Consider the following 18,380-nt stretch of genomic DNA (forward strand, 5'->3'; position numbering starts at 1 on the left):
GAACACCTCGGGCTGCTCCGAGTGCACCCAGTGCCCGGCGTTCTTGATCCTTACCAGCCGGGTCGCGGGGAAGAGGGCGTCCATGTGCGGGCGGTCCTCGTCGAGCACGTAGGTGGAGTTCGCCCCGCCCACCCACAGCACGGGTCCGTCGAAGGTGGCGCCGGCCGGGGGTCGGGGAAGCCGCGCAGCTCGCCGAGGTCCCGCTCCAGGAGCTCGAGGTTCAGCCGCCACCGCCAGTCGGGTCCCTCGCCGGAGCTCTCCCGCGAGAGGCTCTGCAGCAGGAAGCTGCGCACCATCCGGCTCGGGACGGCGGCCCGCAGCGCCTCGTCGGCCTCGGCGCGGCTCGCCAGCCCATCGAGGTCCATCCCCCGCATCGCCTCGATGAAGGCAGCGAAGGGCGACGCCTCCTCGTCCGGGTCGTCGGTCCGCCCACCCGTGAGCGGGTACTCGACCGGCGCGATGTCCACCACGACCAGGGCCCGCAGCAATTCCGGTCGGCGCAGGGCGAGCTGCATCGCCACCTTGCCGCCCATCGAGTGGCCGACCAGGGTGACCGGCTCGCCCAGCCGCTCGAGCTCGGCGGCCAGGAGGTTGGCCATGTCGAGGTAGTCGACCCGGTCGGTCCAGGGGAGTGCCCGTGGTTGGGCAGGTCGACCAGCGTCACGCGGTGGCCGTCGGCGAGCCCCTTGGCGATCGTCGTCCAGTTCTTGCCCTGGCCGAACAGCCCGTGGACGAAGACGACGTGCGGTCCGGACTCGCCGTGCGTGCGCGTGGCGAGTCGCTCGTCGTCGGTCCCGCCGTCCTCGGTCACCCGGCGATTCCATCAGACGGCACGGTCACGGGGTGCGCACGACCTCGGTCTGCCCCGTCGCGTCGTCCAGCCGGATGGAACCGCGCTGGAAGTCCACCTGGCTCCCGCCGGCGACCGCGTGCACACCGCTGACGGGATAGCCCAGTTCACCCTTGTGCCAGCCCAGCTGGGCGTAGCGGGCCCGGATGGGCCCGTAGACCTCGTGGGCACCGGTGCCGGCCGTCCAGAAGATCGAGCCGCCACCGGAACCGGCGTAGTGCTGGTACCACCCGCCGTCGTCGACCTGGACCATCGGGCTGGTCGGGTAGCCCAGCGGCCCCCACAGCCAGCCGAGTTGGCCGTACAGGCCGCGGATCGCGCCGTGCGTCTCCTGCGCACCCGTGCTCGGTGACCAGAAGATCGACGCGCCGTGGCTCCCGGAGAAGGTCTGGAACCAGCCCGCGCCGTCGCCGACCGGCTGGATCCACGACACCGGCACGCCGAGCGGGCCCGCCTGCTGCCCCAGCTGCCGGTACCGGTGCTCGATGCCCGTCCAGATCACCCCGACGCCGTGGTGGCGGGCGACCCGCTCGCGCTCCTCGATCACCGGCCAGACGTTGGCACGGCAGTCCTGCAGCGAGATCGACTGCTGCTGCATGACCCACGCCGTGCGGCCAGGGGTCGGGCAGTCCGTGTGCGGCAGCCCCAGCCAGTGGCCCACCTCGTGCAGGATCACGTACTGCTGGTAGTGCCCCAGCCCGTGCGGCCACGATCCGGTGGCCAGGCGCCACCGGTCGTCGTTGATGTACACGCTGCGGCCCACCCGGCAGCTCCACTGGCTGCTGCACCCGGGAGAGGCGTTGCCGACCACCTGCGGCGAGGCCAGGATCAGGTCGAAGTCACCGCCGGAGGCAACCTGCTGGAACGCGATGGACCCACCGACGGTCCAGCCGCGGGAGTCGGCCAGCGTCTGCCGGGCGACGGCGGCGAAGTGGTTCACGTCGCCCTGGACGGAGCCCTGCGTCGAGACCGTGTAGGTGTACGTCCGCTCGGCCGCGGACGCGGGCGGACCCGTCACCAGCACGAGGGCGGTCACGGTCAGCACGAGGACGCCGAGCGTGCCCAGGCTCCTGGGGACGGCGCACCGGCGCGGAGGTGTGGTGCTGGAGGTCATCGGTCACCTCGGGGCGCCGGCCCTGCTCCGGGACGACCGGCGCGATCGTGGGGTGGCATCGGCGGCGCGGGAGCCGGCACCGCCGACCTGTGCGACGGCCACGCTAACGACCTCACGCCGGGAGGTCATGTGACGATCCCCTTACGAGCGAGAGGGGACCGCATGCCGGGACGACGGCGGCGCAGCACGACCACCAGCCGCAGGACGACGACCAGCGCGAAGCGCTCCACGGCGCCCGCGCGCTCGAAGAAGCCCGCGCCGGAGACGCCGGCCGCGGGCCCCGGGGAGCGGGTCTGGGTGCTCGCCGTGCCGTTCCGCGCCCCCGCCCCCGGGGCGGTCTGGCACGCCGGCCTGCAGGCGCACGTCTGGGTGGGCAGGGAGCTGCCGCCGGAGCTGGCGCCCTACGACCCGCCGCCGTACTCGTTCGAGCGTTTCCTCGAGGACGAGCTCAACGAGAAGCCCCGGCCGATCCCGCTGGCCCGGCCCATGACGCCGCGGGACCAGCAGTGCGACGGGGCCGAGGTGGTCGCCGCCCACGCGGCAGAGGGCGGCCGGGTGTTCCTGCTCGGTGACGACCCCGGGGTCGGCAAGACCGGGACGGCGATCCTCGCCGTCAAGGCGATCGCCGAGCAGCGGGAGGTATCCACCGTCCTGGTCGTGGCCGACCGACCGGCGGCGATCACCATCCCGCACTGGGCCCGGTCGATCGCCGGGTTCGGCGACGGCGGACTCCGCTGGTGCGTGACCACGTGGGACCGACTGGCGAAGGTCTCCGCACTCCGGTTCGACGTCGTCGTCGCCGACGAGGCGCACATGGTGCGGCACACCACCACCCAGCGGTGGAAGCACTGGAAGGCCGTCTCGGGGGCCGGCCGGGTCAAGGACGCCCCGTTCGTACTGGCCTGCACCGCGACGCCGGCGCACACGCCCTCGAGCTGCCGTACCTCGCCCCCGAGTTCGCCGTCCGGCACGGCGAGTCGATCCGCGAGTGGTCGGACCTGGCCAAGCGGCTCGACGCGCACGGGTTCCACGTGGAACGTGGCCGCTACGGCTGGCAGTGGTCCGAGGACGCCGACGAGCGGCGCACCGACCTGGCACGGCTGCAGGGGTGGCTCGCCGACACCGATCCGCCCGCGACCCTGCACCGCCCGGCCCCTGGGGCCCCGTGTCGGTGACCGGCACACCGGTGGCGCTGACTCCGGCCGAGCGGGCCGCCTACGAGTCCGAATGGTCGGACTTCCGGGCCGAGATGCAGCTGGCCCGTCGGTCACGCCAGAGCGCCAAGGGCCGGGCCGCGATCATGCGGTTCCGCCAGAAGGCCGGGCTGATCCGGGTGCAGGCGACGGTCGACTGGATCCGGGCGCAGGTGGAGGCCGAGCGCCAGGTGGCGGTGTCGGTCGAGTTCGTCGAGACGGCGGCCGATCCGATCCGCGAGGCGCTTCTCGACGCCGGCATCCCGGTGGCCGGCATCTACGGGCGGGACCGCTTCGACGTCGAGGCCGAGCGGCTCCGCTTCCAGCGGGGAGGCCATGGTGTGCGTCTTCACCGTGACCGCGTCCATCTCGCTGCACGCCGGCGAGCTCCTGCCGGACGGGCGTCCGGCATCCGACACCCCGCGGGTGGGGCTGTTCCACCAGCCGCGGTTCTCCGGGATCCAGGCGCGGCAGGTCACCGGCCGGACCCACCGCGACGGGAAGGTGTCGCCGTGGCGGATCGCCTTCGCCGAGGACACCGTGGAGGAGCAGGTCGCCCGGGTGATGGTGGAGCGGCTGGCGGTCATCGGCTCGGCCGCGGGAGCGGACACGTCGTCGCTGCAGGAGATCGCCGAACTGCTCGACGCCGACTGGCTCCCAGCGGCGGCGCTCACCGAGGATGACGCCGCCACGCTCCAGGGCGGCACGATCCCAGCCGGCCGCATCCGCTGCCGCCTCGTACGTGCGCTGGAGGAAGGCCAGCAGCAGCGCGTCGGGATCCGGCGCCGTCCGCACCAGCTCGTAGGGGAGGACGAACTCGCCCAGCCCGTCGTCCCAGAAGGCCCCTCCGGCAGGCCGGTGACGTCGCGGAAGCCGGCCGGCTCCGGATAGGCGTAGCTGTAGAAGACGCCCTCCTGCCCTGGCGGGCCGGGCCAGTAGCCGCAGCTGCTGACCTCGTGCGAGTAGGCCTCGAGCATCACGTGCGGGCCGCAGTTCGGCGCCCCACCCGGATGCGGCGGGGCCGGCCGCCCGGAGAACCGGGTCGTGGCCAGGTCGAGCGCGCCCCAGAAGAAGTGCACCGGGCTGGACTTGCCGAGGAACCGGTCGCGGAACTGCGTGAACACCCGCCACATCTGGAGCAGGGCCAGCCAGAAGCGGTGGACGGCGTCGGGGTCGTAGCTCGCGTGCACCCGGTCGTCCGGGAACGGGATGGCGCCCTCGATCTCGACCGGCACGGGCCAGATCGACGTCGCCACGCCGAGTCCCCCGAGCAGCCCCATGACGTCGTCGTAGAAGTCGGCGACCGGGCGGGGGCCGAGCGGGATCGACCCGGATCTGCCGTCGGACGTGACGACGTCCAGCCGGTGGGCGACGAAGTCGAGGTCCACCTGGAAATGCGGGCCGGTCGGGTGCGGCATCAGCGAGGTGGTCAGCCCTCGCGCCGTCGGGTACAGCGGCACGTTCCACCAGTGGTTGGACAGCCCAGCGTTGACCATCCGGACCTTGCCGATCACCTGCGTGTACAGCTGCAGGGTGTCCCGTGTCTCGACCCAGTCGGCCACCGGGATCGCCGGCCACCGTTCGTCCGCCCGCTGCACGCCCGCCGTCGTCACGGGGCCAGCATGCCGCCCTCCTGGTCGCAGGTGCCACCGGCCCCGACCTGGGGTCCCGGCCGCCGTCGCCGTCGACGACGACCGGCGCAGCGCCGGGTCAGGCCCCCGGTGTCGCCTGCAGATCATCCCGTGGCGTCACGCGGAGGGCTCGCACGGGATGGCTGGCATCTCCGGACTCGGCCCACTCCACCTCCACGACCTGCCCCGCGCGCAGGTCACCGCCCGCGCCGGGATCCACCGCTGCGGCCTCCACCCAGCAGTCGTCCGGGAGATCGGGCGACTCGATGAAGCCGGTGCCCTGGTCGGCGTTCCACCGGACGACCGTGCCCACGTTCGTGCCGCTGCGCGCCATCCGCCCAGGGTGAGCGCGCCCGCCTGCGGCGGCAAGGCAGAGCAGCAGGGCAAGGCAGAGCGGCAGGGCAGGGCAGGGCTCAACCGAGGCGCTGCGCCACCCGGGATCGGCCCGGCCCGGAGAGCTCGTCGGCGACCGCCTTCCGCCCGGCGATGGCCATCAGGAGGACCTCCGCGGTGCCGTGGACCTCCGGGCCGCGACCGAACGCCCAGTCCAGGTCGGTCGCCACCAGCCGGACGTCCCGTACCCGCAGCACTCCGCGCAGGACCGGGGCGAAAAGGGCGGTCCGGAGCGCCGGGAACAGCCGGTCCGCCGGGATGGTCCGGGTCTCGCCCAGCGGGCGCCGGATGTCCTGCTGGTGGATGAGCCCGTCGGTGAGCGCGATCGTCCCACCCATCCCCGCGGTCAGCCCTGTCGGCGTGAGGTGCGCGCGGAGCAGCTCGACCAGCTCGGCGGGGGTGCGCTCGGCGTTGTCCTGCAGCCCGATCGCGTTCGTGCGGTCGACGAGGAAGCGGCCGCGGGCGAAGCGGACCGCCAGCTCCCGGAGGCTCGGCTCGTCGTAGCTCAGCACGTGGGCGACGACGTCGCGCACGGTCCAGCCCTCGCACAGCGACGGCGTGCGCCACTGCTCCGGGGTGAGCCGTTCCACCAGTTCAAGGAGGTCCTCGCGCTCGGCCCGCGCCTGCGCCATCACGCTCATGCGCCGGGACCCTAGGACCGTTCGGCAGCCGTGTCGCCGCTCCGGCCCACGGCGAACCCAACCGCCTACTCGCCGGTCTGGCCGTCGATCGACTCCCGGATCAGGTCGGCGTGGCCGTTGTGCCGCGCGTACTCCTCGATCATGTGGACGACGATCCAGCGGAGGGTGGGGCGGCTGTCGTCGTCCCAGGGCGGCACCGTGGCCGGCCTGCCCAGGCCGCCGTCGGTGAGCGCCTCGGCCACCGCTGCACGGGCCCGGTCCACGGCGCCCTCCCAGAGCGCGCGCAGCTCCTCGGGTGCGTCGTCGACCGCCGAGTGCCAGGCCCAGTCGGGATCGGCGTCCCAGTCCACGGTCTCCCACGGCGGTCCGGGGCTGCGTCCGTGCAGCCACAGGGAGAACCAGAGCGACTCCACGAGTGCCAGGTGCTTGAGCAGCCCGCCGAGGGTCACCGTCGACGCGGCGACCGACACCCGGAGGGCGTCCGCGTCCAGGCCGGCGGTCTTCCAGTCGAGGGTGGCGCGCTGGAGGTCGAGGAAGCCCAGCAGCGTGGCCGTCTCGTCGCCGTCCAGCGGCGGCTGGGGCCGGCCGTGCTCGTCCAGGTCGCTCACGCCAGCTCAGCCCGTGGCGCCGTTGGCCGCAGCTGCGTCGCCGTCGGAGGAGATCGGCACCCGGGTGACCCCGTCGGCGCCACCGAGCCGGCGGAGCAGCGCGCCGACGTCGATGCCGGTCAGGTCACCGGAGAGCTGCAGCCCCTGCGCCACGTTGGCCGCGACCGACTTGCCCAGCGCGCCGGCTCCGTCGGAGGAGATGACGGTCATCTTCTCCACCGCTGACAGCGGTGCGGCGGCCGCGCCGACGACGTCGGGCAGCACCTTGACCAGCATCTCCAGGATCGCTGCCTCGCCGTACTTGGCGAAGGCGTCCGAGCGGGCGTCCAGGGCCTCGGCTTCGGCCTGACCGCGGGCGAGGATCGCGGCCGCCTCGGCGGCACCCTCGCGCTCGACGGCGTCGGCGATGGCCTCGCGGCGCAGCTTCTCCGCCTCACCGCGCTTGGCACCCTCGATCGCCTCGGCCTCGGCCAGCGCCGACCGGCGGGCCCGCTCGCCCTCGCCGGAGAGCTTGGCCTGCTCGGCGGCGGCCTGGGCGGCAGCGATCGTCGCCTGCCGCTGCGCCTCGGCGGTCAGGATGGCCGAGTTCTTGCGGCCCTCTGCCTCCTGCTCCACGCGGTAGCGCTCCGCGTCGGCGGGGCGGCGCACCTTCGTGTCCAGCTGCCGCTCGGTCAGCGACGCCGTCCGGACGGCGACCTTCTCCTGCTCGGCGAGGATGGCCTGGTCCTGCGCGGCCTGGGCCAGCGGACCCGCCGCGGCCGCGCGCGCCGTGGCGGCGTCGGTCTCGGCGGTGATCTCGGCCTGCTTGAGCGCCAGCTGGCGCTGGGCGATGGCGATCGCCTCGTCGGCGAGCAGCTGCTCCTGCTGGGCGGCCTGCCGGGCCCGCGCCTCGGCGATGCTGGCCTCCTTGAGCACCCGGGCGGCCTCGGGGCGGCCGAGGTCGGCGAGGTAGGACCCTTCGGCCTGGATGTCCTGCAGCTGGAAGGTGTCGAGGACGAGGCCCTGGCCGGTGAGCGAGGACTCGGCCTCCTCGGCGACGGCGGAGGCGAACGCGGCGCGGTCGCGGATGATCTCCTCGATGGTCAGCCGGCCGACGATCGACCGCAGCGCACCGGCGAGCACCTCCGAGGTGAAGGTGTCGATCCCCTGCTGCTGGTTGAGGAAGCGCTGGGCGGCGGCGCGGATGGAGCTCTCGGAACCGCCGACCTTGACGATCGCGACACCCTCGAGGTCGCACTTGACGCCCTGCAGCGACACGGCTCCCCGGATACCGACCGGGATCCGGCGGCTGGACAGGTCCATCGTGTGCAGCTTCTGGACCACCGGCAGCACGAAGACGCTCGCGCCGAGCACGACCTTCTGCCCGGAGGAGTCGCGCGAGATCACGCCGCTGTCGCTGGTGACCTCCCTGCCCTGGCGTCCGGTGACGATGAAGGCCTGGTTGGGGCCCGCGACCTTGATCCGGGACAGCATCAGCAGCACCAGCAGGACGACCAGGACGGCGATGCCGCCGATGGCGTAGATCAGCGTCACGGGGATTCGCCTCCGGGTAGGGGTGGTTCTCGGGGGCGGTCGAGACGACCTCGACCGCGGTCTCGCTGAGGGCTTCGACCACGTAGACCGGCGTCCCGGCGGGCAGCGGCACGTCGCTGCGGGCGGAGAACTTCAGCTGCTGGCCGGCGACGGCCAACCGGACCTCGCCGAGACCGGGGCTCGGCACGGCCGACACGACGACGCCCTGAGCACCGATGAGGTGATGGCGGGTCAGGGTCGGCTGAGTCGGCATGTCCTTGAGCGCGTGGGAGAGCCGGACGGCCCCCATGCCAGCGGGACGGCGACGGCGAGCCCGACGGCCAGCGCCAGCACCGCGGCGACGCCGTCCGGCAGGTCCTCGGGCAGCAGGCTCGTCGCCGCGGCACCGCCGAAGCCGGCGCCGCCGAGCAGCGCCGCGATCGCCGGCACGGAGAACGGCCCGTCGGCGTCGACATCTCCGATCCCGAGATCGCCGAGCTCCCCGACGAAGAGGGACAGCAGGAGCACGACCAGACCGAGGGCACCGATGACGAAGAAGACCGTTGCCACTCCGTGCGTCCTCCTCACCACGACCGGACCCGAAGGCTCTCAGTTGCGATACGACCGGGGCAAGGAAATCCACAGTCGTGTGAACGGGGTGGGACACCGCATGTCGGCAGCACGGGCGATCATCGGTGCATGCGACGGGAGGCGAGTGTGCTGCACCTCGACCTCGACGCCTTCTTCGCCGCCGTCGAGCAGCGCGACAAGCCGTCGCTGCGCGGCCGCCCCGTCGTGGTCGGCGGCGTCGGCGGGCGCGGCGTCGTCGCCACGGCGTCGTACGAGGCGCGGGCCTTCGGCGCCCGGTCGGCGATGTCCACGGCGGAGGCGCGGCGACGGTGTCCGTCGGGGACGGCGTTCCTCGGTGGCCGGTTCGCCGCCTACCGCGCGACCTCCGACGTCGTCATGGCCCTGCTGCGGGAGCTGTCCCCGCTGGTGGAGCCGGCGTCGCTCGACGAGGCCTACGTCGACCTCGCCGCCGACGAGGGTCACGAGCTCTCGGTGGAGGGCGTCACGGAGATCGGTCGTCGGCTCAAGGAGCGCATCGCCGAGGCGACCGGGGAGTGACCGGCTCGGTCGGGATCGGGACGTCGAAGCTCATGGCGAAGATCGGCTCGGACCTGCAGAAGCCGGACGGGCTCGTCGTCGTCCCGCCCGGGTGCGAGCTCGAGGTGCTGCACCCGCTGCCGGTGACCCGTCTCGGCGGCGTGGGACCGGCGACGGCCGAGCGACTGCACCAGATCGGCGTGAAGACGGTCGGCGACCTGGCCGCGAAGTCGCTGCCCGACCTCGTGGCCCTGGCCGGCAGGGCGCACGGGTCGGGGTTGTACGCGCTGGCGCGGGCCGAGGACGACCGGCCGGTGGTCCCCGACCGCGGGGTGAAGTCGGTGTCGCACGAGGAGACCTTCGAGCGCGACCTGACCGATCTCGACGTGCTGGGGCGCGAGATCGACTCGATGGCCGCCCGCGTGGGCAGGCGGCTGCAGACGTCGGCCTTCTCCGGGCGCACGGTGACGGTGAAGCTGCGCCGCTACGACTTCACCACGTTGACCCGCTCGCAGACCCTGCCGCAGCCCACCGACGACGTGCGGACGATCTCCACGACGGCCCGCCGGCTGCTCGCGGAGGCGGGCACGCAGGGCGGCCTGCGGCTGCTCGGCGTCGGAGTGTCCGGGCTGTCGGTCTACGCGCAGGGTGACCTGTTCGCCGAAGAGCTGCTGGCCGGGGAGGGTGAGCCGCTTCCCGACGTGATCAGCGCCGTGGACGCGCCCGAGCCCGCGCCCGACGCTGCCCTGCCGGCCGAGCGCCGCTGGTGGCCGGGGCAGGATGTCCGCCACGCGGAGCTCGGCGCCGGGTGGGTGTGGGGCCGCGGCCTCGGGCGGGTGACGGTGCGCTTCGAGGGCCGCGCACGGCGCCCGGCCCGGTGCGCACGCTGGCCGCCGACGACCCGCTGCTCGAACCCGCCGATCCGCCCGACTGGTCGCAGGACCCTCCTGCCCCCACCACTCGCTCCCCGCAAGCGGGAGGTGCCCCCAGCGGGGGCGGGCCCCTGCAGGAGGGCCGATGACCGCCGATCGCTCCTGGTGGGGATGGGGCACGACCGATCGCGCCCTTCGGGACGACGAGTGCATCGCGCTCGCCGGCATGCTGCCGGGGCTACCCGACCGGCCCCGGCCCGTTCCTCGGCTGGCGGACCTGGAGCTGCCGCCGTCCCGGCTGAGCCCGCCGGCGTCGCTGCCCGTGACCGTCGACCCCGCCGTGCGCGCCGGGCACACGTACGGAAAGGCCTACCGGGACGTCGTCCGCGCCCTGGCGGGGGACCTGGCCGGCGCGCCGGACGCCGTGGCGTGCCCGGCGACGGAGGACGACGTCGTCCGCCTGCTGGACTGGGCCGGGTCGGCGAGCGCCGCGGTCGTGCCGTTCGGCGGCGGGAGCTCCGTCGTCGGTGGCGTGGAGTACCGCGGCGACCGTCCGTGGCTGTCCATGGACCTCACCGGCCTGGACCGCGTGCTCGAGATCGACCCCGTGAGCCGGGCGGCGCGGATCCAGGGCGGGGCGCTCGGCCCGGTGCTGGAGGCCCAGCTGCGCCCGCACGGCCTGACCTTGCGCCACTTCCCGCAGAGCTTCCAGTTCTCCACGCTCGGCGGCTGGCTGGCCACGCGCGCCGGCGGCCACTACGCGACCCTGCACACGCACATCGACGACCTGGTGGAGTCGCTGCGCGTCGTCACGCCGATCGGCGTCAGCCAGTCGTGGCGGCTGCCGGGTTCGGGGCGGGGCCGTCGCCGGACCGGCTGTTCCTGGGCTCGGAAGGGACGCTCGGCGTCATCACCGAGGCCTGGATGCGGCTGCAGGACCGGCCGCGGTTCACCGCTTCGACGTCGGTGACGTTCCCGTCCATGGTCCCGGCCATGGCCGCGGTTCGAGCGATCGCCCAGGCCGGGCTGCATCCGGCGAACTGCCGCCTGCTCGACCCGGGCGAGGCGGCCCTGTCCGGCGCGTCGACGGCGGGGAGTGCGTGCTCGTGCTGGGCGTCGAGTCGTCTGTGCACCCGGTGGAGAGCCGGATGGCGGAGCTGACCGAGCTGGCCCGGGACCACGGCGGCGTCGTCCGCGCTGGGGGCGGGGGAAGGACTCCGGTGGGGAGGGTGGGGGCAACTCCGCCGCCGACGCCTGGCGCTCGGCGTTCCTGCGGATGCCCTACGTCCGCGACGGCCTGGCGCGGATGAGCGCGCTCGTCGAGACGTTCGAGACGGCCTGCACCTGGGACCGCCTCGACGAGCTGTACGCGACGGTGCGGGAGGAGGTCGGCGCGGCCGTGCAGGAGGTCACCGGGGCACCGGGCCTGATGAACTGCCGGTTCACCCACGTCTACCCGGACGGGGTCGCCCCGTACTTCACCGTGATCGCGGCCGGCCGTCCCGGTTCGGAGGTGGCCATGTGGGACGACGTGAAGACGGCGGCGACGGACGTGCTCGGCCGCCTCGGCGCGACGGTCACGCACCACCACGCCGTCGGCCGCGATCACCGTCCCGGCTACGACCGGCAGCGCCCCGAGCCGTTCGCCGTCGCGCTTCGGTCGGTGAAGGCGGCGCTGGACCCGGCCGGGATCCTCAACCCGGGCGTGCTGGTCGATCCCGTGTAGAACGGCGCTATGACCGAGCACCCGGCGACCGAACCCAGCATGTGGACCCGGATGACTCAGGAGGACCCCGAGCACTCGGCCGCCTATGTGCAGCGCTTCCGCACTCTCGCCGAACAGGGGATGGACCTGGTGGGGAGGCGCGGCTGGTCGACGCGATGCTGGCCCGCCGCTCGCGGGTGCTCGACGCCGGATGCGGTCCGGGGCGGGTCGGCGGCTTCCTGCACGGGGCCGGGCACGAGGTGGTCGGCGTGGACGTGGACCCGGTGCTCATCGCGGCGGCGGAGGAGGACCACCCGGGCCCGCGCTGGCTGGTGGGGGACCTGGCCGAGCTCGATCTACCGGCGCGGGGCGTGGACGGGCAGTTCGACGCGATCGTCAGCGCCGGCAACGTCATGACCTTCCTGGCGCCGTCGACGCGGGGCGCCGTCCTGCGCCGGCTGCGCGCGCACATCACCGACGCCGGCCGGGCCGTCATCGGCTTCGGCGCGGGCCGCGGGTATGAGTTCGACGACTTCCTGGCCGACGCGCGTGCGGCGGGATGGGAGCCGGACCTGCTGCTGTCCACCTGGGACCTTCGGCCGTTCGAGCCGGACTCCGACTTCCTGGTCGCCGTCCTCCGCCCCGCCTGATCCCCACCCCGCCTGATCCCCGCCCCGGCACGACCGTCCCGCTCGGCTGGTCGACTGCGCTGCCTGAGCGTCATCGGTGCGATGTCGCTCCGTCGTCCTCCGGTCGGAACGCGTCGAACGACCGCGCGACGCGGCTGTGGCCGTCGTGCCATGAGACCTCACCTCGTCCGCGGAAATTTGTCACTGGTCGCACGTATGTTCGATCCGTGCAGCAGACGGTGGACGCCTCTCCGGTGGAGGAGTTGTTGGCGGGTTGGCTGGCGGTCCAGCCGGAGCCGGTGTCGCGTCTGCCTGCCCGTCTGCTGGATGACGAGCGGGTCGCCGAGGAACTCGGTCGCATCCAGCGCAACCGGGCGCGGGAGGCCGCGCGGGAGGCGGAGCTGATCCTGCGGCTGGCGGAGCTGCGGCCCGATGGGGAGGATCCGGCGCCGGGAACGCCGGGGGCGCGGCGCGGCTGGCGCAGGACCGATCCGGAGTTCGCCGGGGTGAGCGAGTTCTTCCCCGACGAGGTCGCGCACGCGATCAATCTGGGCCGGGGACGGCGGCGGTGCGGGCGCGGCGGGCGTTCACGTGGCGGGACAGGTTGCCGGCGACGTTCGCCGCGCTGGCCCGGGGGAGATCGACGAGCGGCGGGCCTCGGCGCTGGCCGATGCGCTGCAGCACAGCCCGCCGGGGGTGGCCGGCGCGGTGGAGGGGTGCTGCTGCCGGGGGCCGGTGACCTGTCGGTGGCCCGGCTGCGAGCGCGAGCGCTGGAGCTGCTGGCCGAACTGGACGCCGACGCGGTCGGGCAGCGGCACGAGGAGGCGCAGCGGGCCGCTGACGTGCGCTGCGCCGATGCCGGTGACGGCATGGCCACCCTGTCCACCGACCTGCCCGTGGCCGAGGCCGCGGCCTGCTACGACGTGATCGACCAACTGGCCGCGATGGCCAAGGCCGACGGCGACCCGCGGCCGATCGGGGCCATCCGGGCGGCGATCCACGCCATGCTCATCCTGCGCCCGGCCGACTCCGGCCTGCCCGGGGTGACGGTGAACCTGGCCGTGTCCGCCGCCCTGGAGGGGTGGCGGGCACCTCGACCCGCGGCGGGGAGGTCAACGGGCTCGGTCTCAGCGCCGCCCAGCTGCGCGACCTGCTGCGCCGGGTGGGCGCCCTGGGCCTGCAGACCCCCGAGGGCGGGACGCTGACGTTCGCGCTCACCGACCCCAACGGCCGTCTGCTCGCGACCCTCAGCGCAGCGGAGCTGGCCCGGCTGGCCGCGAGAGGCTGCCCCGACCACCCCGCCGACACCGACCACCCCGCCGACACCGACCACCCCGCCGACACCGACCACCCCGCCGACACCGACCACCCCGCCGACACCGACCACCCCGCCGACACCGACCACCCCGCCGACACCGACCACCCCGCCGACACCGACCACCCCGCCGACGCGGAGTGCAGTTGCACGGTAGCCGGGATGCCACCGCCGACCGGTTCCTACGAGCCCACCTCGGCGCAGCGGCGGTTCGTGAAGACCCGTGACCGTCGTTGCCGGTTTCCCAACTGCGGGCAGCGCGTCGGCTGGGCCGACCTCGACCACGTAGTCGCGCACGCCCGGGGCGGCGCCACGACCTGCTCGAACCTGTGCTGCGCCTGCCGATCCCACCACCGGCTGAAGACCTTCGCCCGCGGCTGGACCTTCCGCATGGACCCCGACGGCACCCTGTACGTCACCAGCCCGTCCGGGATCACCCGCACCACCCGACCACCCGGCCTGCGACCACCCGGCCAGGAACCCCCGGTCAGGAACCTCCACCCCACGACCCGGCCGCCGACCCACCGCCGTTCTGACGCGGAGACGTTCTGACGCAGAGAGCGTTCGCATCAGGGAACGGGCACTCGCCGCCGGTCGCGGCCCCGGGGTGCCCCAGCGGCACTTGGGCATCCCGCCCACCGAGCGCACGGCCGCCGGTCCGAGGCGAGCCGTGCGCCCGACGAGGCGGATACCCCGACCTTTGGTGCCCGCGGGAGGGAAGTAGCTGGGTGACCGCTCAGTTCGTGGGGTGGCCCCGTTGGCCGTGCCGTCGTCGTCCGTGCCGTCGTCGTCCGTGCCGTCGTCGTCCGTGCCGTCGTCGTCCGTGCCGTCGTCGTCCGTGCCGTCGTCGTCCGTGCCGTCGTCGTCCGTGGACTCGCTGCTCGTAGCGCCATGGCCCGGGTGGGGGCCATGGCCGCGTCCCGGGCCGGCGCCGTCGTGGGTGTCGGTGCCGGTGATCGCGAACGACTCGTCCAGTTCGACCGTCAGTCGCTCGTCGTCGGCCGTCAGGATGTGCGCCTCGTAGGCGCCGTCGGGGTCGGTGTGCAGCCGGCCGATCGTGGCGTCGGGGTACCCGGCGAGCACCGCTTCCTCCACGGACGCCGCCGTCTCGCCGGTGAGCTCCTCCCCGTGGCCGCCCAGGCCACCTCCCCGGCCGTCGGCGCACTCAGCGGAGACGCCGTCGGTGGAGGTGGGCCCGTCGTTCTCCGCCGCGTTCGCCGTCAGCGTGCCGGCCAAAATGCCGCCCGCCACCACGCCGCCCGCTACCACGCCGCTGCCCACCAGGGCCGCTGACCGGGCCCACCGCCGGCGCGCGCCGGTCAGCTGCTGGTTGCGCTCCTGCTCGTGCTCGCGCATCGCGGTTCCTCCGTCATCTCCGGCGACCTCGACGGCCGCGTCGGTCCTGACGGTGCGATCCCGACCTGCGGAGAACCTGTGACGGGCATGGCAGGCCGCCATGAGCCGGGTCCCGGCGGGACCGGGATCAGGACAGGACGCCGTTGGCGCGCAGCAGGATCAGCGCCTGGACGGTCCGGTGTCCGCGCCACTCGAGGGACGCCGCGGGGAGAAGCTGCCGAAGTCGACGGCCCAGCCGCCGTCCGGCTGCTGACCATCCGCGAGCCGGTCGAGCTCCGCCTCGACCACCCCGTCGGCGAACAGGTCCCGCGCGGGGCCTCCGGGCACCGGGGCGAAGTCCAGCGGCCGCATGAGCTCGTCGTCAGCTCCGCCGGCCACGTGCAGCAGCCCGTCCCGGGGAACGTGCGGCCGGAGGGCTTCGACGAGCGCCCTGGCCTCGGGCGTGACCGGCGCGGCGGCATCGAGGAATTGCGCCACGAACGCGAGCACCATCGCGTGCGGCTCGGCACCGAGGTCCTGCACCGCCCTGAGGCAGTACTCGGTGGCCCGCGCCAGCCAGGGATGCCCCGCGACCGCCGGATCCGACGCCGCGATCCGGTGCGCGACCCCGCCACGACGGCCGTGATCTGCAGGGACGACGTGCCGGGCTCCGCCGACGTCCAGAAGGGGCGCACGCGGCGGGATCGGCCACCGGCAGCGCGAACGGGAGCCCGCCGTCGGGCAACGTCGCGCCCTCCAGCCAGTCGCAGAGCTCCGCGGCGCGACCGGAGATCAGCGGGGAGACGTCGGCGAACACCTCGAACGCGTGCAACGCGCCGCCGGGCTGGCTCGTGACGGAGCGGAGGTCCGGTTCCAGGCCCCAGCCGTAGCCGCCGTCGGGATTGCGGTAGCCGTCGACCGCGGCCAGCACGGCCTCGGGGCCCCCGTCTCCGAACAGCAGGTCGAAACGGCGCCGGTCCAGCACGCGCGCGGAGGACGCCAGGAACGCCGCGGCCGCGGCGAGGTCGACGGTCACCCGACGATCATGGACCGGTCGCGGCCACGGTGATCAGCCGGGGAGACGCCCAGGGCGAGGGTCAGCTCCAGCACGGTCCGCGGGTCCTCGAGCCGCTTCCCGTACAGCTCCCGCAACTGGCCCATGCGGTACCGGACCGTCTGCGGGTGCACGAAGAGGTCGGCCGCGACCGCCTCTCGGCGTCCGTGGTGGAGCAGCCACGACCGGAGCGTCTCGGTGAGCTTCTCCCTCGCCCCCGGCGACAGGTCGGCCAGCGGGGCCAGGACGCGCGACCGCAGGTCCTGCAGCGCCGGTTCGTCGGCCCGCAGCACCAGCTCGGGCAGCCGCGCGTCGGTGTCCAGCGGCTCGGAGCCCTCGGCGGACAGCCCGAGCTGCACGGTGCGGAGCGCCCGCGCGTAGGACCCCTGGACCTCGGTCCACGGTCGCGGCGGGCCGACGACCGCGCCGCGCCCGTCGAGCGAGCGGAGCAGCGCCGGCCGCGACCGGCCCTCGGCGTCCGGCACGAGCAGCACCATCAGCTCCCCGCGCCGGCCGGGTCCGGGATGTCGTCCGTCGTCCGCAGGGTCCGGCCGTCGAGGGACACCATCGCGCCGCGGACCCTCCCCTCGGGCAGCAGGACGGCGGTCAGCGTCCGCGGCGGCGCCCAGTCGGCCCGCTCGGCGGCGGCGGTGAGGTCCTCGGGCGCGGCACCGGTCAGCAGCAGGCCCGCCAGCCGCTCGAGGTAGCGCTGACGGACGCGGCCCGTGGTCGCCAGCTCGTCGGCGTGCCCGGCGACGCTGGCGGCCGACAGCTGGTCGATGAACGCGAACACCAGCTCCGCGAAGCGGGCCAGCTGCTCCACCGACAGCCCGGCGGCGACGGCGGTCCCGCTCATCTCCCGCCACGAGACCCGGGCGCCGACGCGGTAGGCCCCGAGCAGTGCGTCCATCGAGCGGCCGCTGCGCGCCTCGCCGCGGCCGAGGTCGTAGGCCGCGGCGAGCGCGGGGCCGATCGGGGTTCCGGGGTCGGCGCCCGTACCGGCGGTGGCCAGCTCGAGGAACCCGCCGAGCGCCAGTTCCACGGCGTTGCCGATCTTCTGGCCCATCTTCCCGGCGAAGGCGTCGGCGTAGCTGGGCACCTCGACGATGATCTCGGCGACCGTGCGTTCGGCCACCGCCGGCAGGTCCGACCGCATGGCTCGCGCGACGTCCGCGGGTATCGCCGTCGGCTCCGTCGTCATCCCCACCTCTCTTGTTCGCAGAGAACAGAACGTACCGGTCGATTCACGTCGATCACACAGGTAACTGGCCTCTGGGCTGGACAACCCTCTATGTATGACGACCACCGATCCGCAGCCGACCACGGCAGCGCCGCGCGTCGCCCTGCGCGACCGGTTACTCAAGCTGGCGGAGTTCCTCACGACGCCGCTGCTGCCCACCGACTACCTCGACCTCGTGGACCCGCTCCGCTCCGGCGCCGACCTGCGCGGCCGCATCGAGGCGATCCAGCCCGAGACGCGGGACGCCGCCACGGTAGTCATCCGCCCGGGCCGCGGCTGGCGCCCGCACCAGCCTGGCCAGTACATCCGCATCGGCATCGACGTGGACGGCGTCCGTCAGTGGCGGGCCTACTCGCTGACCTCGGACCTCACGCGGACCGACGGCTGCATCAGCGTCACGGTGAAGGCGATCCCCGGCGGCAAGGTCAGCAACCACCTGGTTCGACGCGCGGAGCCGGGCACGATCGTCCAGCTCGACCAGGCGGCCGGCGAGTTCTGCCTCCCCGACCGGCATCCGGACAAGGCGCTGTTCGTCACCGCCGGCTCCGGCATCACCCCGGTCATGGGCATCCTCCGCAACCACCCCGAGCTCACCGACGTCGTCCTGGTGCATTCCTCACCCACGGCCGACGACGTCGTCTTCGGCGCCGAGCTGAGGCAGCTGGCCGCCGAGGGACGGATCCAGCTGATCGAGCAGCACACCGACACCGCCGGGATGCTCGACGCGCGCTCCATCGCCGACCTGGTCCCCGACCTGCACGAGCGGTCGACCTGGGCCTGCGGTCCGGTGGGGATGCTCGAGGCACTGGAGGAGCACTTCACCGAGGCCGGTCTCGCCGACCGGCTCTACACCGAGCGGTTCCGGCCGTCGGTCGTCGTCACCGGTGAGGGCGGCACCGTCTCCTTCACGAAGAACGGGGCGACCCTCGAGGCCGACGGTGCCACCCCGATCCTCGACGCCGCCGAGGAGGCCGGCGTGCTCATGCCCAGCGGCTGCCGCATGGGCATCTGCTACGGCTGCGTGCTCCCGCTGCGCGAAGGCGCCGTGCGCGACCTGCGCAACGGCGAGCTCACCGTGGCCGCCCCCGGGGACGGCGTCCTCATCCAGACCTGCGTCAGCGCCGCTGCCGGCGCCTGCGACATCGACCACTGAGCCGAGTCCAGCTTCCCCGACCACTGAC

20 protein-coding genes and 3 pseudogenes are annotated in these 18,380 nt (G+C 74.0%); 11 read left to right on the top strand and 12 right to left on the bottom strand.

What is annotated here, in order from left to right:
- Nucleotides 1–50: 50 nt before the first annotated feature.
- The 3 genes and pseudogenes from U6N30_RS29550 to U6N30_RS29565 form a co-directional block, all read right to left on the bottom strand.
- Nucleotides 51–811, bottom strand: a pseudogene (locus tag U6N30_RS29550) (alpha/beta fold hydrolase).
- Between the two features lie 25 nt (nucleotides 812–836).
- The gene (locus tag U6N30_RS29560; RefSeq protein ID WP_324275079.1) at nucleotides 837–1,964 is read right to left on the bottom strand and encodes a DUF3152 domain-containing protein; all 1,128 of its coding nucleotides are present in this window, start codon (nucleotides 1,962–1,964) and stop codon (nucleotides 837–839) included.
- Nucleotides 1,965–2,365: 401 nt separating this feature from the next.
- Nucleotides 2,366–2,797 (bottom strand): hypothetical protein, encoded by a 432-nt coding sequence (locus tag U6N30_RS29565; RefSeq protein WP_324275080.1) that lies wholly within the window; start codon nucleotides 2,795–2,797, stop codon nucleotides 2,366–2,368.
- Nucleotides 2,798–2,803: 6 nt separating this feature from the next.
- Here U6N30_RS29565 and U6N30_RS29570 point away from each other — a divergent pair, with 6 nt between their 5' ends.
- Nucleotides 2,804–3,139 carry a hypothetical protein gene (locus tag U6N30_RS29570; RefSeq protein WP_324275081.1) on the top strand — a complete coding sequence of 112 codons (336 nt, stop codon included), beginning with the start codon at nucleotides 2,804–2,806 and terminating at the stop codon, nucleotides 3,137–3,139.
- A 123-nt stretch (nucleotides 3,140–3,262) separates the two neighbouring features.
- Here the strand turns inward: U6N30_RS29570 and U6N30_RS29575 are convergent.
- The 6 genes and pseudogenes from U6N30_RS29575 to U6N30_RS29600 form a co-directional block, all read right to left on the bottom strand.
- Nucleotides 3,263–4,896 (bottom strand): annotated as a pseudogene (locus U6N30_RS29575) (DUF5996 family protein).
- A complete protein-coding gene (locus U6N30_RS29580; protein WP_324275082.1) occupies nucleotides 4,868–5,122 on the bottom strand; it encodes a cold-shock protein in 255 nt (84 codons plus the stop codon). Before U6N30_RS29580 ends, U6N30_RS29575 begins: the two are co-directional and overlap by 29 nt.
- A gap of 79 nt (nucleotides 5,123–5,201) precedes the next feature.
- Complete coding sequence (locus U6N30_RS29585; protein ID WP_324275083.1) at nucleotides 5,202–5,822, bottom strand: maleylpyruvate isomerase family mycothiol-dependent enzyme; 621 nt, start codon at nucleotides 5,820–5,822, stop codon at nucleotides 5,202–5,204.
- A 65-nt stretch (nucleotides 5,823–5,887) separates the two neighbouring features.
- Nucleotides 5,888–6,430 (bottom strand): DinB family protein, encoded by a 543-nt coding sequence (locus U6N30_RS29590; RefSeq protein WP_324275084.1) that lies wholly within the window; start codon nucleotides 6,428–6,430, stop codon nucleotides 5,888–5,890.
- 6 nt (nucleotides 6,431–6,436) lie between these two features.
- On the bottom strand, nucleotides 6,437–7,963 hold the full coding sequence (locus U6N30_RS29595) for a flotillin family protein (protein WP_324275085.1): 1,527 nt from the start codon (nucleotides 7,961–7,963) through the stop codon (nucleotides 6,437–6,439).
- A gap of 231 nt (nucleotides 7,964–8,194) precedes the next feature.
- On the bottom strand, nucleotides 8,195–8,512 hold the full coding sequence (locus U6N30_RS29600; protein ID WP_324275086.1) for a hypothetical protein: 318 nt from the start codon (nucleotides 8,510–8,512) through the stop codon (nucleotides 8,195–8,197).
- 147 nt (nucleotides 8,513–8,659) lie between these two features.
- On the opposite strand from U6N30_RS29600, the gene U6N30_RS29605 reads away from it, so the two are divergent.
- The 9 genes and pseudogenes from U6N30_RS29605 (at nucleotide 8,660) to U6N30_RS29650 (ending at nucleotide 14,863) form a co-directional block, all read left to right on the top strand.
- Nucleotides 8,660–9,070 (top strand): Y-family DNA polymerase, encoded by a 411-nt coding sequence (locus tag U6N30_RS29605; protein ID WP_324275087.1) that lies wholly within the window; start codon nucleotides 8,660–8,662, stop codon nucleotides 9,068–9,070.
- A 32-nt stretch (nucleotides 9,071–9,102) separates the two neighbouring features.
- Nucleotides 9,103–9,627, top strand: a pseudogene (locus U6N30_RS34910) (DinB/UmuC family translesion DNA polymerase); the annotation flags it as partial.
- Nucleotides 9,628–10,066: 439 nt separating this feature from the next.
- Nucleotides 10,067–10,891: an FAD-binding oxidoreductase gene (locus U6N30_RS29620; RefSeq protein WP_324275089.1), complete on the top strand. Its 825-nt coding sequence runs from the start codon at nucleotides 10,067–10,069 to the stop codon at nucleotides 10,889–10,891.
- Nucleotides 10,846–11,082, top strand: a complete 237-nt coding sequence (locus tag U6N30_RS29625; RefSeq protein ID WP_324278630.1) for an FAD-linked oxidase C-terminal domain-containing protein — start codon at nucleotides 10,846–10,848, stop codon at nucleotides 11,080–11,082. Before U6N30_RS29620 ends, U6N30_RS29625 begins: the two co-directional genes overlap by 46 nt.
- Complete coding sequence (locus U6N30_RS29630) at nucleotides 11,018–11,647, top strand: FAD-linked oxidase C-terminal domain-containing protein (RefSeq protein ID WP_324275090.1); 630 nt, start codon at nucleotides 11,018–11,020, stop codon at nucleotides 11,645–11,647. Before U6N30_RS29625 ends, U6N30_RS29630 begins: the two co-directional genes overlap by 65 nt.
- Before the next feature lie 155 nt (nucleotides 11,648–11,802).
- Entirely contained in the window at nucleotides 11,803–12,276 is a 474-nt protein-coding gene (locus tag U6N30_RS29635; protein ID WP_324275091.1) for a class I SAM-dependent methyltransferase, read from the top strand.
- 206 nt (nucleotides 12,277–12,482) lie between these two features.
- The gene (locus tag U6N30_RS29640) at nucleotides 12,483–13,460 is read left to right on the top strand and encodes a DUF222 domain-containing protein (protein ID WP_324275092.1); all 978 of its coding nucleotides are present in this window, start codon (nucleotides 12,483–12,485) and stop codon (nucleotides 13,458–13,460) included.
- Nucleotides 13,418–14,122 carry an HNH endonuclease gene (locus U6N30_RS29645; RefSeq protein WP_324275093.1) on the top strand — a complete coding sequence of 235 codons (705 nt, stop codon included), beginning with the start codon at nucleotides 13,418–13,420 and terminating at the stop codon, nucleotides 14,120–14,122. Before U6N30_RS29640 ends, U6N30_RS29645 begins: the two co-directional genes overlap by 43 nt.
- 357 nt (nucleotides 14,123–14,479) lie before the next feature.
- Nucleotides 14,480–14,863: a hypothetical protein gene (locus U6N30_RS29650; RefSeq protein WP_324275094.1), complete on the top strand. Its 384-nt coding sequence runs from the start codon at nucleotides 14,480–14,482 to the stop codon at nucleotides 14,861–14,863.
- Between the two features lie 222 nt (nucleotides 14,864–15,085).
- Here U6N30_RS29650 and U6N30_RS29655 read toward each other — a convergent pair whose 3' ends face one another.
- The 3 genes from U6N30_RS29655 to U6N30_RS29665 all read right to left on the bottom strand — a co-directional run bounded on the left by U6N30_RS29655 (nucleotide 15,086) and on the right by U6N30_RS29665 (nucleotide 17,115).
- Nucleotides 15,086–15,448: a hypothetical protein gene (locus U6N30_RS29655; RefSeq protein WP_324275095.1), complete on the bottom strand. Its 363-nt coding sequence runs from the start codon at nucleotides 15,446–15,448 to the stop codon at nucleotides 15,086–15,088.
- Nucleotides 15,449–15,937: 489 nt separating this feature from the next.
- A complete protein-coding gene (locus U6N30_RS29660) occupies nucleotides 15,938–16,456 on the bottom strand; it encodes a PucR family transcriptional regulator (protein ID WP_324275096.1) in 519 nt (172 codons plus the stop codon).
- On the bottom strand, nucleotides 16,456–17,115 hold the full coding sequence (locus tag U6N30_RS29665; protein WP_324275097.1) for an RsbRD N-terminal domain-containing protein: 660 nt from the start codon (nucleotides 17,113–17,115) through the stop codon (nucleotides 16,456–16,458). Before U6N30_RS29665 ends, U6N30_RS29660 begins: the two co-directional genes overlap by 1 nt.
- A 139-nt stretch (nucleotides 17,116–17,254) precedes the next feature.
- On the opposite strand from U6N30_RS29665, the gene U6N30_RS29670 reads away from it, so the two are divergent.
- Nucleotides 17,255–18,352: a ferredoxin reductase gene (locus tag U6N30_RS29670; protein ID WP_324275098.1), complete on the top strand. Its 1,098-nt coding sequence runs from the start codon at nucleotides 17,255–17,257 to the stop codon at nucleotides 18,350–18,352.
- Nucleotides 18,353–18,380 lie beyond the last annotated feature (28 nt).

Source organism: Blastococcus brunescens, assembly GCF_035320885.1.
In the GTDB taxonomy this organism is placed as follows: Bacteria; Actinomycetota; Actinomycetes; order Mycobacteriales; family Geodermatophilaceae; genus Blastococcus_B; species Blastococcus_B brunescens.

What these genes read in the sequence shown, in the direction of transcription:
- U6N30_RS29625 (WP_324278630.1), top strand. Translation starts at nt 10,846, where the DNA reads ATGCGGCTGCAGGACCGGCCGCGGTTCACCGCTTCGACGTCGGTGACG.
- U6N30_RS29560 (WP_324275079.1), bottom strand. Translation starts at nt 1,964, where the DNA reads ATGACCTCCAGCACCACACCTCCGCGCCGGTGCGCCGTCCCCAGGAGC.
- U6N30_RS29650 (WP_324275094.1), top strand. Translation starts at nt 14,480, where the DNA reads ATGGCCGCGTCCCGGGCCGGCGCCGTCGTGGGTGTCGGTGCCGGTGAT.
- U6N30_RS29585 (WP_324275083.1), bottom strand. Translation starts at nt 5,822, where the DNA reads ATGAGCGTGATGGCGCAGGCGCGGGCCGAGCGCGAGGACCTCCTTGAA.
- U6N30_RS29665 (WP_324275097.1), bottom strand. Translation starts at nt 17,115, where the DNA reads ATGCGGTCGGACCTGCCGGCGGTGGCCGAACGCACGGTCGCCGAGATC.
- U6N30_RS29635 (WP_324275091.1), top strand. Translation starts at nt 11,803, where the DNA reads ATGCTGGCCCGCCGCTCGCGGGTGCTCGACGCCGGATGCGGTCCGGGG.
- U6N30_RS29670 (WP_324275098.1), top strand. Translation starts at nt 17,255, where the DNA reads ATGACGACCACCGATCCGCAGCCGACCACGGCAGCGCCGCGCGTCGCC.
- U6N30_RS29620 (WP_324275089.1), top strand. Translation starts at nt 10,067, where the DNA reads ATGACCGCCGATCGCTCCTGGTGGGGATGGGGCACGACCGATCGCGCC.
- U6N30_RS29580 (WP_324275082.1), bottom strand. Translation starts at nt 5,122, where the DNA reads ATGGCGCGCAGCGGCACGAACGTGGGCACGGTCGTCCGGTGGAACGCC.
- U6N30_RS29660 (WP_324275096.1), bottom strand. Translation starts at nt 16,456, where the DNA reads ATGGTGCTGCTCGTGCCGGACGCCGAGGGCCGGTCGCGGCCGGCGCTG.